Genomic DNA, 13,370 nt, shown 5'->3' with positions numbered 1-13,370 from the left:
CTGGCCGCGCAGCAAGCAGCGCAGGCCGGCCATGTGCAGGCGTCAGAACGAGACGCCCATGTTCATTCCGAACGTGGTGTAGGCAGTCTGGAAGCCGCGTGGCTTGGACAGGGGGCTGCCGACGAACGCTTCCCAGTTGATGTGGCGGGTGCCGCCGCGAAGCCCGAGGGCCGTGCCGGTGAGCCGGTCGCCCGCCAATCGCGCCGTGGAAGGTCCACCGACACGCCCGTGATCGACGGCGACATAGGCCTCCACGCCACCGCCCAGGGGCACGCCGAGTTCATTGCGCAGCAACCAGCCACGCTCGCCGGTCAGCGACATTTCGCCATCGAAGCCACGCACCGTGTAGCGGCCACCAATCGAGAATCGATCCTGCGGCACCAGCGGCGAGCGGTTCCACTGCGCTCGCCAGCTGCCGGTGTAGCGCAGGCTCTGGCGGCCCCATTGCATCGGCAGCACCAGCTGCGCGTCGGCGGTGTAGATGCGGCCATGCGCCGTACCTTCGCCAAACGCCTCTTCCGGCGCACGCAACGCGTTGAAGGCGCCGGTACCCTTGCGGTACGCCAGGTTCACATCCAGTGTGGTCTTGCCGATGAAGTGACGGTGGCCCAGGCCCAGCTCCCAGCCGGCCATGCGGCGGCGCTGCACTTCGATCTCGGTATCGTTGATGAAGTTGTCCGATTCGCGATACCAGCCGCGCGCATACATGTTGGTCTTGGCACGCGCGTTGCGGAACAGCATGCGTGTCAGGCGCAGCTCGGCGTTGCGGCTGGAGCCACTGTAGACGTAGTTCTCGAACGCGCCGGCAACGGTCTGCTCATAGTCGAAGTTGCTGGCGTTGGCGCCCAGCAGCCATCCGCCCAGCGGCACGCTGTAATGCACCGCCCAGCTGTCGGTGCCACGCTCGCTGCCGTTGAACACCGATTTGCCCACGTTGATGTAGAACAGGTCGCTGAGACCGGCCGCGTTGTCCACCGACACCGTGGTACCGGCCTGCATCTTGCCCGTGGACTGGCTGCCGGCATCGTCCAGGGTCAGGTTGACCCGTACCAGATGCGCCTGCTGCCAGCTGATCACCAGGTCGCTCTCGCCCGGTTTGGCAGCCGCGCCCTCGGCCGGGGGGGCGATCTGGATGTCCACCGAAGCGGTCGGCACACGCTGCAGGTTTTCCAGCGCCTGCTCGATGTCACGCAGGTTCAGTACTTCGCCGCGCGCGACCCGCACCGCGTTCCAGAGCGCGGGCGTACGGCCTTCGCCATCGGCGAAGCGGATGGCATTGACGCGCCCTGGCACGACCGTGAGCGTCAGCACGCCGGACTTCAGGTCCTGCGGCGCAGCGAGGATGCGGGTGGTGACGTAGCCACGCTCGATGATTGCGTTCTGCACGCGCTTCATCACGATGTCCACGCCGGCGGTGCCCAGGCAGCGCCCGGTGGCGGGGTCGCTGCGCGGATCGGCCGCCGCCAGTGCCCAGCGGAAGCGTTCGGCCAGATCACCCTGCAGCGCGATGCGGTTGATGGTGAAGCAGGGCGACTCGTCCGCCGGCAGATGGCCGAGACCTTCGGTGGCCGGCTGCAGCCGGACATCCGGCGCGGATTCCTGTTGTTCCCGCAGCGCGCGCTCGCGCTCCTGCTGCCGGAGCAGCTCCTGCTCCGGTGACACTACCTGCGCCAGGACAGGTGCCGGGATGCCAACGATGGCCAGTGCCACGCCCACGGACAACCGCCACTGCAACGCGCGGCTGCGCACACTACGTCCCTGTTTCACGATGCTCTGTTCCCTGCGGATAGCTGCCAGTCCGACGAATAGTCGGCTGGAAGAGGCAGCACTTTAGGGGAATCGCATCGCAGGCAACAGGGCCGGCGAGCCAAGCGGAGCGGGGCTTTCCCGGCAAAGTGTGATGTCCGACGGAGCGTCTTTCGCGAGCCGGCGATGCTTGGAATCTGTGCCGGATCTGCCCGCGTACCAGCAGACACCGGCCGCACTAAGGCTGCCGGTGATGGACGCCCGCCACTGACTGCGGCGCAGTAGTGACGGGGCGTCCACGAAACCGTGAAACCGATCAGGCCTCGTAGGCGGACTCGCCATGCGAAGTCACATCCAGACCCGTGCGTTCGGCTTCCTCGGTGACGCGCAGGCCGACCACGCTGCGCACCACCAGCAGGATCAGCGTGGTCACCACCGCCGACCAGACCACGGTCAGGCCGACGCTGACCACCTGCACCCAGACCTGATGGGCGATATCCAGATCGGGCTTGGTACCGCCCAGCGACTGTGCGCTGAACACACCGGTAAGAATCGCGCCGACGATGCCGCCGACACCATGCACACCGAATACGTCGGCGGTGTCGTCCACCTTCAGCAGGCGCTTCAAACCGGTCACGCCCCACACGCAGACCACGCCGGCGACGAAGCCGATGATGATCGCGCCGAGCGGGCCGACGGTGCCGCAGGCCGGGGTGATGCCGACCAGGCCGGCCACCGCGCCCGAAGCGGCACCCAGTGCCGACGGCTTGCCCTTGCTGATTGCTTCCACCAGGGTCCAACCGAGCACGGCGGCGGCGGTGGCCAGCACGGTGTTGAGGAAGGCCAGTGACGCCACGGTATCGGCAGCGGCGGCGGAGCCCGCGTTGAAGCCGAACCAGCCCACCCACAGCAGCATCGCGCCGATATAGGTGAACGGCACGTTGTGCGGCTTCAGCGCGGTCTGGCCATAGCCCAGGCGCTTGCCGACGAACCATGCGGCCACCAGGCCAGCCACACCTGCGTTGATGTGGACCACGGTGCCACCGGCGAAATCGATCGCGCCCATCTCACCCAGATAGCCGCCGCCCCAGACGATGTGCGCCATCGGGATGTAGCTGAGGGTGAACCACAGCGCCGAGAACAGCAGCACCGCACGGAACTTGATGCGCTCGGCGAAAGCACCGACGATCAGCGCGGTGGTGATGCCGGCGAAGGTCGACTGGAAGGCGACGAACAGGTAATCCGGCAGGCCCTTGATCGGCGTGTTGCCAACCGAGTCGGGCGTGAAGCCCTTGAGGAAGGCGAATTCGGTGAACGAGCCGAAGAACGGGTTGCCCACGCTGAACACCGCGCTGTAGCCATAGGACACCCACAGCAGCAGGACCAGCGAGAACACCACCAGGATCTGGCTGAGCACCGACAGCACGTTCTTCGAACGCACAAGGCCGCCGTAGAACAACGCCAGCCCCGGCACCACCATCAACAGCACCAGCAGGGTGGAGGTGAGCATCCACGCGACGTCGCCGCGGTCATAGGCGGCCGCCGCTTCGGCCACGGCCGGTGCAGCCGCTGCGGCAACCGGATCCTGCAGCGGTTCAACTGCCACGCTCTCGCTCGGCAACGGCGACACCTGCACCTGGGCATGGGCACTGCCCGGCCAGGCACCGGCCGCCAGCGCGCTGAGCAGCATCAACAGGCACACCAGATGGAACCGGGCTTGCCACCCGGTGAGAAGGCGCATCTTCATGGGGGAGTCTCCGGAAGGGGGTTACAGCGCGTCGGCACCGATTTCGCCGGTGCGGATGCGGATGACCTGTTCGACGGCAGTGACGAAGATCTTGCCGTCACCGATCTTGCCGGTGCCTGCCGACGACTGGATCGCTTCGATCACCGCGTCGGCACGCTCGTCGGTGACCACGGTTTCGATCTTGATCTTGGGCAGGAAATCGACGACGTACTCGGCGCCGCGATACAGCTCGGTGTGGCCCTTCTGACGACCGAAGCCTTTCACTTCGGTCACGGTGATGCCCGACACGCCCGCGTCGGACAGGGCCTCGCGGACCTCGTCGAGCTTGAACGGCCGGATGATGGCGGAGATCAGTTTCATGCGCATGTCCCGAGGGTGGATGGGGCCAGCGCGCCAGCGCGCGTTGGCATCAGGCAACCAGCGGCCATCAGGGTGATGGCCGTGGCTGTTGCACCGGACACGTACAGGGCCGGGACGGCCGTGCCTCTCTCCTTGCACGACCGACGCGGGAGGGAGGGCAGCCCTGGTCGCGTATCCGGTCTCTCTCTTGCCCCTGGATCAGGGGTCAGAGCCCATTCGTAAACGAACGGGATCCGACCCCGATCTGACCGCGGCTCCCCAGCCGCGAAAACGGGTGCGATGGCGGCGGGTGGGAGGGGGATGCCCACCGCCATCGCGCCCGGTCAGCTGGCGTAGTACAGCTGGTATTCCAGCGGGTGGGTGGCCGCGCGGAACTTGGTCACTTCCTGCATCTTCAGCGCGATGTAGCCGTCGATGAAGTCATCGCTCATCACGCCGCCGGCCTTCAGGAACTCGCGGTCCTTGTCCAGCGCTTCCAGCGCCTGGTCCAGCGAAGAGCAGACCTGCGGGATCAGCTTCTCTTCTTCCGGCGGCAGGTCGTACAGGTCCTTGTCGCTCGGTGCGCCCGGGTCGATCTGGTTCTTGATGCCGTCCAGGCCGGCCATCATCAGCGCGGTGAAGGTGAGGTAGCCGGACTGGATCGGGTCCGGGAAGCGCATTTCGATGCGGCGCGCCTTCGGGTTGGAGACCCACGGAATGCGGCACGACGCCGAACGGTTGCGGGCCGAGTAGGCCAGCATCACCGGTGCTTCGTAGCCCGGCACCAGGCGCTTGTAGCTGTTGGTGCCCGAGTTGGCGAAGGCGTTGATGGCCTTGGCATGCTTGAAGATGCCGCCGATGTACCACAGCGCCAGCTGGCTCAGGCCACCGTAGCCGTCACCGGAGAACAGGTTGGTGCCGCCCTTGGACAGCGACTGGTGCACGTGCATGCCGCTGCCGTTGTCGCCGACGATCGGCTTGGGCATGAAGGTGACGGTCTTGCCGTTGCGGTGCGCGACGTTCTTGATCACGTACTTCATGCGCAGCAGTTCGTCGGCCTTCTGCACCAGGGTGCTGAACTTGGTGCCGATCTCGCACTGGCCGGCGGTGGCCACTTCGTGGTGCTGCACTTCCACTTCGATGCCGACCTGTTCCAGGGTCTTGCACATCTCGGCGCGCAGGTCGTGCAGGGTGTCGGTCGGCGGAACGGGGAAGTAGCCGCCCTTCACGCCCGGGCGGTAGCCGCTGTTGGCGCCGTCGTACTTGGCGCCGCTGTTCCACGCCGCTTCTTCCGAGTCGACCTGGAAGAAGGTGTGGCCCATTTCATTGGCGAAGCGGACCGAGTCGAAGATGAAGAATTCCGGCTCCGGGCCGAAGAACGCGGTTTCGGCGATGCCGGAGGACTTCAGGTAGGCCTCGGCGCGCTTGGCGATGCCGCGCGGGCAGCGGCCATACGGCTGCATGGTGGCCGGGTCGAGGATGTCACAGCTGATCACGATGGTCGGATCGGCGTAGAACGGGTCGACGTAGGCACTGGCGGTATCCGGCAGCAGCACCATGTCCGATTCGGCGATGCCCTTCCAGCCGGCGATCGAGCTGCCATCGAACATCTTGCCTTCTTCGAACAGCGACGGCTCAACGATGCTGACCGGGAAGGTCACGTGCTGCTCGACGCCACGCATGTCGACGAAGCGCAGGTCGACGAACTCGATCTGGTTGTCCTTGATCAGCTTTTCTACGTTTTCCACGGACATCGGTACGACCTCGGATGGGGATGAATGCCTGCTGAGGTACAGCAACAACCGTGCCAACTTTTCGCTGGCCGCAAGTCATTGATTTCAAAAAGGGCGCCCCGTGGCGGTGCGGAACCGTGCGCACCAAACGGGTGCGCCCGTCACCAGACGCACCCGTTTGGTGCAGCAGGGATCGTCTATCCTCTCGACCTTCTTCCTTCCGCCGCGCGTGCACGCACCGTCCATGTCCGACCTGCTCTCCGCCCTGCTGCTGGGCATCCTCGAAGGCCTCACCGAATTCCTGCCGATCTCCAGCACCGGCCACCTGCTCATCGCCCAGCACTGGCTGGGGGCCCGCTCGGACTTCTTCAACATCGTCATCCAGGCCGGCGCGATCGTGGCCGTGGTGCTGGTGTTCCGCCAGCGCCTGCTGCAGCTGGCCACCGGCTTCAACCAGCGCGAGAACCGCGAGTACGTGTTCAAGCTGGGCGCTGCCTTCCTGGTCACCGCAGTGGTCGGCCTGGTGGTGCGCAAGGCCGGCTGGTCGCTGCCGGAGACGGTCAGCCCGGTGGCCTGGGCGCTGATCATCGGTGGCGTCTGGATGCTGCTGGTGGAGGCCTACACCGCGCGCCTGCCCGACCGCGACCAGGTGACCTGGACGGTGGCGATCGGCGTGGGCCTGGCGCAGGTGGTGGCCGGCGTATTCCCCGGCACTTCGCGCTCGGCCTCGGCGATCTTCCTGGCCATGCTGCTGGGCCTGAGCCGCCGCGCCGCCGCCGCCGAGTTCGTGTTCCTGGTCGGCATTCCCACCATGTTCGCCGCCAGCGCCTACACCTTCCTGGAAATGGCCAAGGCCGGGCAGCTGGGCAGCGAGAACTGGACCGACGTGGGCGTGGCCTTCGTTGCCGCGGCCATCACCGGCTTCGTCGTAGTGAAGTGGCTGATGGGCTACATCAAGTCGCACAGGTTCACCGCCTTCGCGATCTACCGCATCGCGCTGGGCGCGGCGCTGCTGCTGTGGTTGCCCTCCGGCAGCTGAACAGCGCCGGGGCACGGTAACCCCGTTGCCGGCCCCACCCCGTTTCCCCCACGGTTCCCCAAGGAGAATCACCATGAACCGCAAGCTCACCCTGCTCCTCCCGCTGGCCCTGATGGCCGCCTGCAGCCAGACCCCGGCCCCGGCCGGCAACGGCGGCGACGACGTGGCCCCGGCCGCGGCCAAGGCAGCAGACCAGCAGACGCTGGCGCACCTGGATGCGCAGCGCCTGCAGAGCCAGCACTGGCTGCTGCAGCAGGCCACCGGCGCCGACGGCAAGCGCATCGACGCGCTGTTCGCCCGCGAAGACAAGCCGGTCACCCTGGACTTCGCTGATGGCCGCCTGTCGGTCAGCAACACCTGCAACCGCATGGGCGGCGGCTACACCCTGGCCGACGGCAAGCTGACGGTCAGTGCGATGGCCTCGACCCTGATGGCCTGCACCGACAAGGCGCTGATGGCGCTGGACGAAGCCGTGTCGAGCCGCCTGCAGGGCGAGCTGAAGGCCGAGCAGGATGCCGATGGCAAGCTGACCCTGACCAACGCCAAGGGCGACGTGCTGGTGTTCAACCCGGAGCCGACCGCTGAAACCCGCTACGGCGGCGCCGGCGAAACCGTGTTCCTGGAAGTGGCCGCCAAGACCGAGAAGTGCTCGCATCCGCTGATCCCGGACTACCAGTGCCTGCAGGTGCGCGAAGTGAAGTTCGACGACAAGGGCCTGAAGCAGGGTGAGCCGGGCAAGTTCGAGAACTTCTACGGCAACATCGAGGGCTACACCCACGAAGACGGCGTGCGCAACGTGGTGCGCGTGAAGCGCTACGAAGTGAAGAACCCGCCGGCCGATGCGCCGTCGCAGGCGTACGTGCTGGACATGGTGGTCGAGTCGGCCATCGAGAAGAAGTAAAACCACAGAAGGGCGGCCGCGAGGTCGCCCTTCTTCGTGGTGGGTAGAGCCGGCCGCTGGCCGGCTGCCCTGCGGAGCACCGCCAACACACGGATGATGCCGGCCAGCGGCCGGCACTACCCACATGCATCGGGAGATCGGCATGAAGCATGTCCCCGCCCTCATCGTTGCTGCGCTGCTGGCCATGTCTGCGGATGTGGCCGCTGCCAGCACACCCAGCACCGATCAGCTCGAGGCACACCGGTGGCAACTGGAGCGCGCCACCGACGCGCAGGGCCGGCGCATCGATGCGTTGTTCGTGCGCGGTCGACCGCCCTACACGCTGCGCTTCCAGCCCGGTTACATGAGCCAGTTGAACCTGTGCAACCAGGCCAGCAGCACCTATCGCCTGCAAGGTGACCGGCTGGTTCTTGAGGGCGGCATCATCACCACGGCCGCCTGCATCCGGGCCGAGGTGGCCGAACAGGAACGTGTCGCCGGGACGGTGGTGAATGCGCGCGCAGAGATGACACTTGCGCTGGATGGGCGTGGCCGCCTGCTGCTGCGCAACGCACATGGCGATGTGCTGGAGTTCGCGCCGGTATCCGGTACGGACGAATGAAAAGGGCGGCCGAAAGGCCGCCCTTCTTCATGGTGGGTAGAGCCGGCCGCTGGCCGGCTGCCACGTCTGGCTCAGGCAGCACACGGACGTTGCCGGCCAGCGGCCGGCACGACCCGTTATGCCGCCTCAGCCCAGCGCGAGGTTCAACGTGTAGGTGCCATGCAGCGTCGCTTCGGCCAGCACGTGGCCGTGCATGGCGCGGTAGGCGTCGGCGGCGGTGAAGCGTGCCGGCAGCTGCAGCGAGGCCACGTCCAGCGCGAACACACGGAAGAAGTAGCGGTGCACGCGCTCGTCGTTGAACGGCGGGTACGGGCCGTCGTAGCCCAGGTAGTCGCCGGCCATGTCCGGGTTGCCGGCAAACCAGCCGGTGAAGTCGTTCAGGCCCTGGCGGCTGCCTGCCGGGCCGGCCGGTGCGGACTTGCCCTTCACCACGAAGCCGTCGCTGCAGCTGCCTGCGGCGATCTCGTGCACCGAGGCCGGGATATCGGCCATCACCCAATGCACGAAATCACAGCGTGGCTGATCGCGCGGCACGCTCATGTCGGTGCGGCCAACCGTTTCCGGCACGGTCGGCACGTCCGGATCGACGCACACCAGCAGGAACGAACGGGTGCCCTCCGGCACATCGCTCCAGGCCAGGTGCGGATTGCGGTCGGGTGCGAAGCCCGCGGCATCGCCGGCGGCGAATTCGCGGTCGATCGGTGCACCGTTGGTCAGGCTGTGGCTGCTCAGTTGCATCGGCGTGTCCTCACTCTTCCGGGTAACCCAGGCGCACCGCGATCGGGGTGAGCTTGGCGAAGGCGGCGCTCATCACGTCGCGGTAGTTGCGCCAGTGGCCCGGCGGGAAGCGCGGCGCGCCCAGCTGCGCGGCCGGCGGCATCGGCCGCTCGAACAGGCGGCCCAGCAGATCGGCCATTGCCTGCGGATCGTTGCCGATCTGGTCGATGCGCAGCAGCACCTGCGGGTACAGGTCGTCCTCGTGCAGCGCGGCGACCTGGGCCAGCGCGCGCGCCAGCCATTCGCTGGCTTCGGCCAGCGAGGTCATCGCCAGCGGTGCAGCCGCACCGTAGGCCACCCAGTCCAGCAGCATGTCGCGCGGATCACGCAGCACCACCAGCAGGCGGCCCTGCGGCAGCTGCGGGCGCAGCGCCCACAGCAGCGCGTTGTCCCACCACAGCAGCCAGTCGATGACCGCGTCGTCCTGCACGCCGCGCGACGGCAGCTGTTCGCGCCAGCGCTGCACCAGCCGCTCCGGGGTCAGCACGCCGGAGGCGAGGTCCTGCAGCGTGTGGTAGTTCTGGAAGGCGTCGTCAGGCGCGTTGGAGGTATAGCGGTCGCTGCGCAGCACCGGGCTGGCGGCGGCCAGGCCGGTCGCCACGCGCTCCACGCCCGAACCCGGCGCGCCCCACAGGAAGATCGGCGCGGAGGTGGCATCACCGTCGATCTCGCCCTTGTCCGGCCAGCTCGGCGGCGCCTTGGCCTGCGGCGGCAGCGGCAGGCGCTGCGAGGCCTGGTCGGCCTGCAGTGCCAGCCAGGTCTGCAGCGCATCTTCGTGCTGGCCGGCGCGATCCTGGATCTCACCCAGCCAGGTGCGCAGGTCGGCGCGGTGGCCTTCCGGTGCCATGTCGATCAGCGCCTGCACGCGGGCGACCGCGGCGGCCGGATCGCGTTGCAGCAGGCCTTCGACCAAACGGGTTTCGCCGCTGACACGACCCGGTTCGAGGCTGACGATGCGCTCGGCGATCGCTTCGGCCTGGGCGTGTTCGCCCACCATGTCGTGCAGGCGCAGGCGCGCTTCCAGCGCCGGCAGGTGGCCCGGCATCGCGTCCATCCAGCGCTCGACCGTGGCGGCGGCGGTGGCACTGCCAACCTCTTCCACCGCCAGGCGTGCCAGCCACAGGTCGTGCAGCTGCGGGTGCTGCTCCAGGGCGGCATCCAGGCGGGCGCGGGCCTCGTCTTCGCGGCCCAGGCGCTGCCAGGACATCAGCAGCAGCTGCAGCACGTCGCGGTCGTCAGGCAGCGACTCCAGCAGCGGCAGCAGGTGCTCCAGCGCCTGCAGCGGCTGGCCGCCGCGCAGTGCCAGTTCACCGGCCAGGCGACGCATCGACGGCGTATCCAGGCCCTGCTGCTGCAGCGCGATCTGCATCGCTTCGGCGGCAGCGTCCAGGTTGCCCTGGCGCATGGCCAGCTGCACCACCAGGCCATGCAGCGAGGCAATGGTGGGGTTCAGTTCCAGCACGCGGCGGAACGCCTGCTCGGCGAAGGCCAGCATGTTCTTGCCCAAGTAGGCAAAGCCCAGTGCATAGAGCACGCGAATGTCGTTGGGCTGGGCCTGGTTGGCGGCCGACAGCAGCGTCAGCGCGCGATCGGCATCATCGCGGCGCAGCGCGATCATGCCGTCGATGGTCAGCAGTTCCGGGTGGTCCGGTTCGACACGCGAGGCCAGGGTGGACAAGCGCTGCGCTTCATCGAAATCGTTGCGGCCGATCGCCAGGTGGGCCTGCATCAGGTAGGCGGCGAATGCGTTCGGGTCCAGCCCGGTGGTGCGCGTCAGTGCCTCGCCCGCGCCGTCGAACTGGCGCAGGGCCAGCAGCAGGCCGGCGTGCTGCAGGTGCAGCTGGGCATTGTCCGGGGCCAGCTGCAGCGCCTGCTGCAGGGCCTGCATCGCGTCCTCGGCCTTGCCCTGCTGCTGCAGCGCAAGCGCCAGCCAGCGGTGGGCCTCGGCCTGGCCGGGTTCATCACGGGTCCACGCCTGGGCCAGCTGCACGGCCTGGTCGGCCTCGTTCTGGCGCAACGCTTGGATGATCTGGTCTTGCATGGCGGTCCGGTTCAAGGGCAAACCCGCATTGTAGCGGCCTGCGCGCCCGTGCCGGTTCAGCCTTGCAGCACGCGCTGCAGGCGCTGCGCCACCCAGCGCTCGGAGAAGCCGTCACCGCGCCAGTTTTCCAGGAAGCCGCAGTGGCCTCCCCAGCAGGCGGTTTCCAGGTGCGCCTGGCGCGGCAGCTGCCAGTCGCTGAAGGTCGCGTACGGGATCACCGGGTCGTCCTGCGCCATCAGGATGTCGGCCGGCACCTGCAGGGTGGACAGGCGATCGCCGGCAATCGAGTAGCCATCGAAATAGGCCTGCAACGAGCCGAAACTGGTGTGGCGTTCGACCAGCCAGGCGGTCAGCGCGCGGATGTCCAGCTTCAGCACGCGGTCGTCGCAGTCGCTCAGCTCGGGGAACAGGTCGCGCTTGCGCCGCAGCGAACCGGCCCACTTGCGGCGGAAGTACCAGTCGTACATCGCCGGGCCGTTCTCGATGCTTTCCATGGTCAGCGCCGGGTCCAGCACCGGGCATACCGAGGCCACGCGCAGCAGCGGCACGCCGGCCGCCGGCGCGCGCAGGGCCAGGCGCAGCACGAAGTTGCCGCCCAGCGAATAACCGGCGGCCACCAGCGGCAACTGCGGCCAGCGCTGGGCGATATCGCCCGCGGCATGCACCACTTCGTCGATCAGGTTGGAGTGGAAGATGCCGGGGTTGAGATGATGGGTATTGCCGTGGTCGCGGAAATTCAGCCGCACCACGTCGAAGCCCTGTTCGAGCATGCGCGCGGCCGCCATGCGCATGTAGCTGGATTCGGCGCTGCCTTCCCAGCCGTGCAGCAGCAGGGCCATGCCCTTGGGTTCGCGGCCTTCGACGTGGCTGTGCCAGCCCTGCAGGCGCACGCCATCGCCGCCGTCGAGGATCAGTTCTTCGCTGATCGCGCCGGTCGCGGCCAGCAGCAGTAGGCCGCGCTGCAGGCGCATGCGGCTGGAGCTGAGCATCGACTGCAGGTGCGGATTGCGCAGCCAGCGCGGAGGCTGGTAGTCAGCCGCGTGCAGCGTCGGCGTGCCGGCGTCCAGGACGGGTGGCGGGATCAGGGCCACCGCACCCTCACTGCGTGCTCATGGCCGCCACGATGCGCGCGCGCGAAGTCTCCGCGATGCGCCGACGGCCTTCCAGGTCCTGCGCACCGATCGGTGCCAGGAAATGCACTTCCGCACGCCGCGCCGGCTCACCGAGCAGGCGCAGGAAATTGGCGAAGAAACTCTCGCCGGGGCCGAACGCGACAATGGTCTGCGCATCGCCCTTGACGCCGTACACCAGGGCCACCGGCTGCACCGGCACGCCGGTTTCAACCGCCGCCTGGAAGATGCGGGCATGGAACGGGCCGACTTCATGGCCGCCGCGGGTACGCCCTTCCGGGAACACGCCCACCGCCTTGCCTTCGCGCAGGCGATCGGCCATCACCTGCATCACGCCACCGAGTGATTCGGTGTTGCCGCGCTGGTGGAAGATGGTCTGGCCACGCGCGGCCAGCCACCCGACCAGCGGCCAGCTGGCGATCTCGCGCTTGGCGACGAAGCCCATCATGCGCTGGCTGTGCAGGATGCAGATGTCGACCCAGCTGACGTGGTTGGCGACGAACAGCACGGCACCGGGTAGCGGCCTGCCGATCTGCACCAGGCGGAAGCCGAAGATCCACATCAGCCCGCCCTGCCACCAGTTCACCACCTTGGCACCGAAGGTCGCTTCGCCCACGCGCAGTTCGCCCCACGGCCGAAGCATGCCGATCAGGATGAGCGGCAGGAACACGAGGATGTGGACCAACAGCAGCGGTACGCGGTACAGGTAACGGCACACACGCGCCACGCCGCCACGGGGGGCCGGAGTGGGGGAAGTCATCCGCGCACGATACCGGAGGGCCGTCATCGCTGCCAGCCGATTTAGGCCATAACCTCCATCGACCGGGGCAATCGGCAGGGAACGCTGGGTTCCGCTGCCGTCACCGGCCGTCCGAGGCTCAGCCGTGGCCGGCCGCCACCACCGCCAGGGTCAGCCGCGAGATGCATACCAGCCGGCCCTGCTCGTCCTCGATGCGGATCTCCCACAGCTGGGTGCTGCGGCCCACGTGCAGCGCGCGGGCAGTGCCGGTCACGGTGCCCGAACGCACCGCACGCACGTGGTTGGCGTTGATTTCCAGGCCCACGCAGATCTGCTTGGCCGTATCCACGCACAGGTTGCCGGCGCTGCTGCCCAGGGTCTCGGCCAGCACCACCGAGGCGCCGCCATGCAGGATGCCGTAGGGCTGGCGGGTGCGCTCGTCCACCGGCATGGTGGCCTGCAGCCAGTCGTCACCGGCCGCGCTGAAGACGATGCCCAGCGACTCGATCGCGGTGTTGCGGCTGAGCGTGTTGAGCTCCTCGAGGGAAACGGCTTCGCGGAACACCTGGGTCATGCG

12 protein-coding genes are annotated in these 13,370 nt (G+C 67.8%); 3 read left to right on the top strand and 9 right to left on the bottom strand.

Going from position 1 to position 13,370, the window contains the following annotated elements; genetic code table 11:
* Positions 1 to 42: 42 nt before the first annotated feature.
* The 4 genes from ACUZUJ_RS00645 to glnA form a co-directional block, all read right to left on the bottom strand.
* Positions 43 to 1,767, bottom strand: coding sequence for a ShlB/FhaC/HecB family hemolysin secretion/activation protein (locus tag ACUZUJ_RS00645; RefSeq protein ID WP_458220607.1), 1,725 nt, complete (start codon positions 1,765 to 1,767; stop codon positions 43 to 45).
* Positions 1,768 to 2,062: 295 nt separating this feature from the next.
* The gene (locus ACUZUJ_RS00640) at positions 2,063 to 3,493 is read right to left on the bottom strand and encodes an ammonium transporter (protein ID WP_101764672.1); all 1,431 of its coding nucleotides are present in this window, start codon (positions 3,491 to 3,493) and stop codon (positions 2,063 to 2,065) included.
* Between the two features lie 21 nt (positions 3,494 to 3,514).
* A complete protein-coding gene (locus ACUZUJ_RS00635) occupies positions 3,515 to 3,853 on the bottom strand; it encodes a P-II family nitrogen regulator (RefSeq protein WP_004134334.1) in 339 nt (112 codons plus the stop codon).
* Between the two features lie 323 nt (positions 3,854 to 4,176).
* Entirely contained in the window at positions 4,177 to 5,586 is a 1,410-nt protein-coding gene (gene glnA / locus ACUZUJ_RS00630) for a type I glutamate--ammonia ligase (protein ID WP_004153533.1), read from the bottom strand.
* A gap of 223 nt (positions 5,587 to 5,809) precedes the next feature.
* Between glnA and ACUZUJ_RS00625 the strand changes: the two genes are divergently transcribed.
* The 3 genes from ACUZUJ_RS00625 (at position 5,810) to ACUZUJ_RS00615 (ending at position 8,106) form a co-directional block, all read left to right on the top strand.
* Positions 5,810 to 6,604: an undecaprenyl-diphosphate phosphatase gene (locus ACUZUJ_RS00625; protein WP_049444436.1), complete on the top strand. Its 795-nt coding sequence runs from the start codon at positions 5,810 to 5,812 to the stop codon at positions 6,602 to 6,604.
* Positions 6,605 to 6,677: 73 nt separating this feature from the next.
* Positions 6,678 to 7,505, top strand: coding sequence for an META and DUF4377 domain-containing protein (locus ACUZUJ_RS00620; protein ID WP_049444434.1), 828 nt, complete (start codon positions 6,678 to 6,680; stop codon positions 7,503 to 7,505).
* A 142-nt stretch (positions 7,506 to 7,647) separates the two neighbouring features.
* Positions 7,648 to 8,106 (top strand): META domain-containing protein, encoded by a 459-nt coding sequence (locus tag ACUZUJ_RS00615; RefSeq protein WP_049444482.1) that lies wholly within the window; start codon positions 7,648 to 7,650, stop codon positions 8,104 to 8,106.
* 126 nt (positions 8,107 to 8,232) lie between these two features.
* Here ACUZUJ_RS00615 and ACUZUJ_RS00610 read toward each other — a convergent pair whose 3' ends face one another.
* From ACUZUJ_RS00610 to ACUZUJ_RS00590, 5 genes are all read right to left on the bottom strand, one after another.
* Positions 8,233 to 8,844 carry a YbhB/YbcL family Raf kinase inhibitor-like protein gene (locus tag ACUZUJ_RS00610; RefSeq protein ID WP_049444432.1) on the bottom strand — a complete coding sequence of 204 codons (612 nt, stop codon included), beginning with the start codon at positions 8,842 to 8,844 and terminating at the stop codon, positions 8,233 to 8,235.
* Positions 8,845 to 8,854: 10 nt separating this feature from the next.
* A complete protein-coding gene (locus tag ACUZUJ_RS00605) occupies positions 8,855 to 10,924 on the bottom strand; it encodes a tetratricopeptide repeat protein (RefSeq protein WP_049444430.1) in 2,070 nt (689 codons plus the stop codon).
* Between the two features lie 56 nt (positions 10,925 to 10,980).
* Positions 10,981 to 11,970: a YheT family hydrolase gene (locus tag ACUZUJ_RS00600; protein ID WP_042359058.1), complete on the bottom strand. Its 990-nt coding sequence runs from the start codon at positions 11,968 to 11,970 to the stop codon at positions 10,981 to 10,983.
* A 52-nt stretch (positions 11,971 to 12,022) separates the two neighbouring features.
* The gene (locus ACUZUJ_RS00595; RefSeq protein WP_049444428.1) at positions 12,023 to 12,814 is read right to left on the bottom strand and encodes a lysophospholipid acyltransferase family protein; all 792 of its coding nucleotides are present in this window, start codon (positions 12,812 to 12,814) and stop codon (positions 12,023 to 12,025) included.
* A gap of 118 nt (positions 12,815 to 12,932) precedes the next feature.
* The gene (locus ACUZUJ_RS00590; RefSeq protein ID WP_049444426.1) at positions 12,933 to 13,367 is read right to left on the bottom strand and encodes a hotdog fold thioesterase; all 435 of its coding nucleotides are present in this window, start codon (positions 13,365 to 13,367) and stop codon (positions 12,933 to 12,935) included.
* Positions 13,368 to 13,370: the final 3 nt, after the last annotated feature.

This window comes from Stenotrophomonas sp. S4, assembly GCF_054187805.2.
The sequence above is the reverse complement of the archived record's forward strand: the minus strand, read 5'-3'. Positions and strand labels throughout refer to the sequence as shown.

Excerpts from the sequence above, each read along its gene's own strand:
- ACUZUJ_RS00640 (WP_101764672.1), bottom strand. The coding sequence starts at position 3,493 with ATGAAGATGCGCCTTCTCACCGGGTGGCAAGCCCGGTTCCATCTGGTG.
- ACUZUJ_RS00635 (WP_004134334.1), bottom strand. The coding sequence starts at position 3,853 with ATGAAACTGATCTCCGCCATCATCCGGCCGTTCAAGCTCGACGAGGTC.
- glnA (WP_004153533.1), bottom strand. The coding sequence starts at position 5,586 with ATGTCCGTGGAAAACGTAGAAAAGCTGATCAAGGACAACCAGATCGAG.
- ACUZUJ_RS00625 (WP_049444436.1), top strand. The coding sequence starts at position 5,810 with ATGTCCGACCTGCTCTCCGCCCTGCTGCTGGGCATCCTCGAAGGCCTC.
- ACUZUJ_RS00620 (WP_049444434.1), top strand. The coding sequence starts at position 6,678 with ATGAACCGCAAGCTCACCCTGCTCCTCCCGCTGGCCCTGATGGCCGCC.
- ACUZUJ_RS00615 (WP_049444482.1), top strand. The coding sequence starts at position 7,648 with ATGAAGCATGTCCCCGCCCTCATCGTTGCTGCGCTGCTGGCCATGTCT.
- ACUZUJ_RS00610 (WP_049444432.1), bottom strand. The coding sequence starts at position 8,844 with ATGCAACTGAGCAGCCACAGCCTGACCAACGGTGCACCGATCGACCGC.
- ACUZUJ_RS00605 (WP_049444430.1), bottom strand. The coding sequence starts at position 10,924 with ATGCAAGACCAGATCATCCAAGCGTTGCGCCAGAACGAGGCCGACCAG.
- ACUZUJ_RS00595 (WP_049444428.1), bottom strand. The coding sequence starts at position 12,814 with ATGACTTCCCCCACTCCGGCCCCCCGTGGCGGCGTGGCGCGTGTGTGC.
- ACUZUJ_RS00590 (WP_049444426.1), bottom strand. The coding sequence starts at position 13,367 with ATGACCCAGGTGTTCCGCGAAGCCGTTTCCCTCGAGGAGCTCAACACG.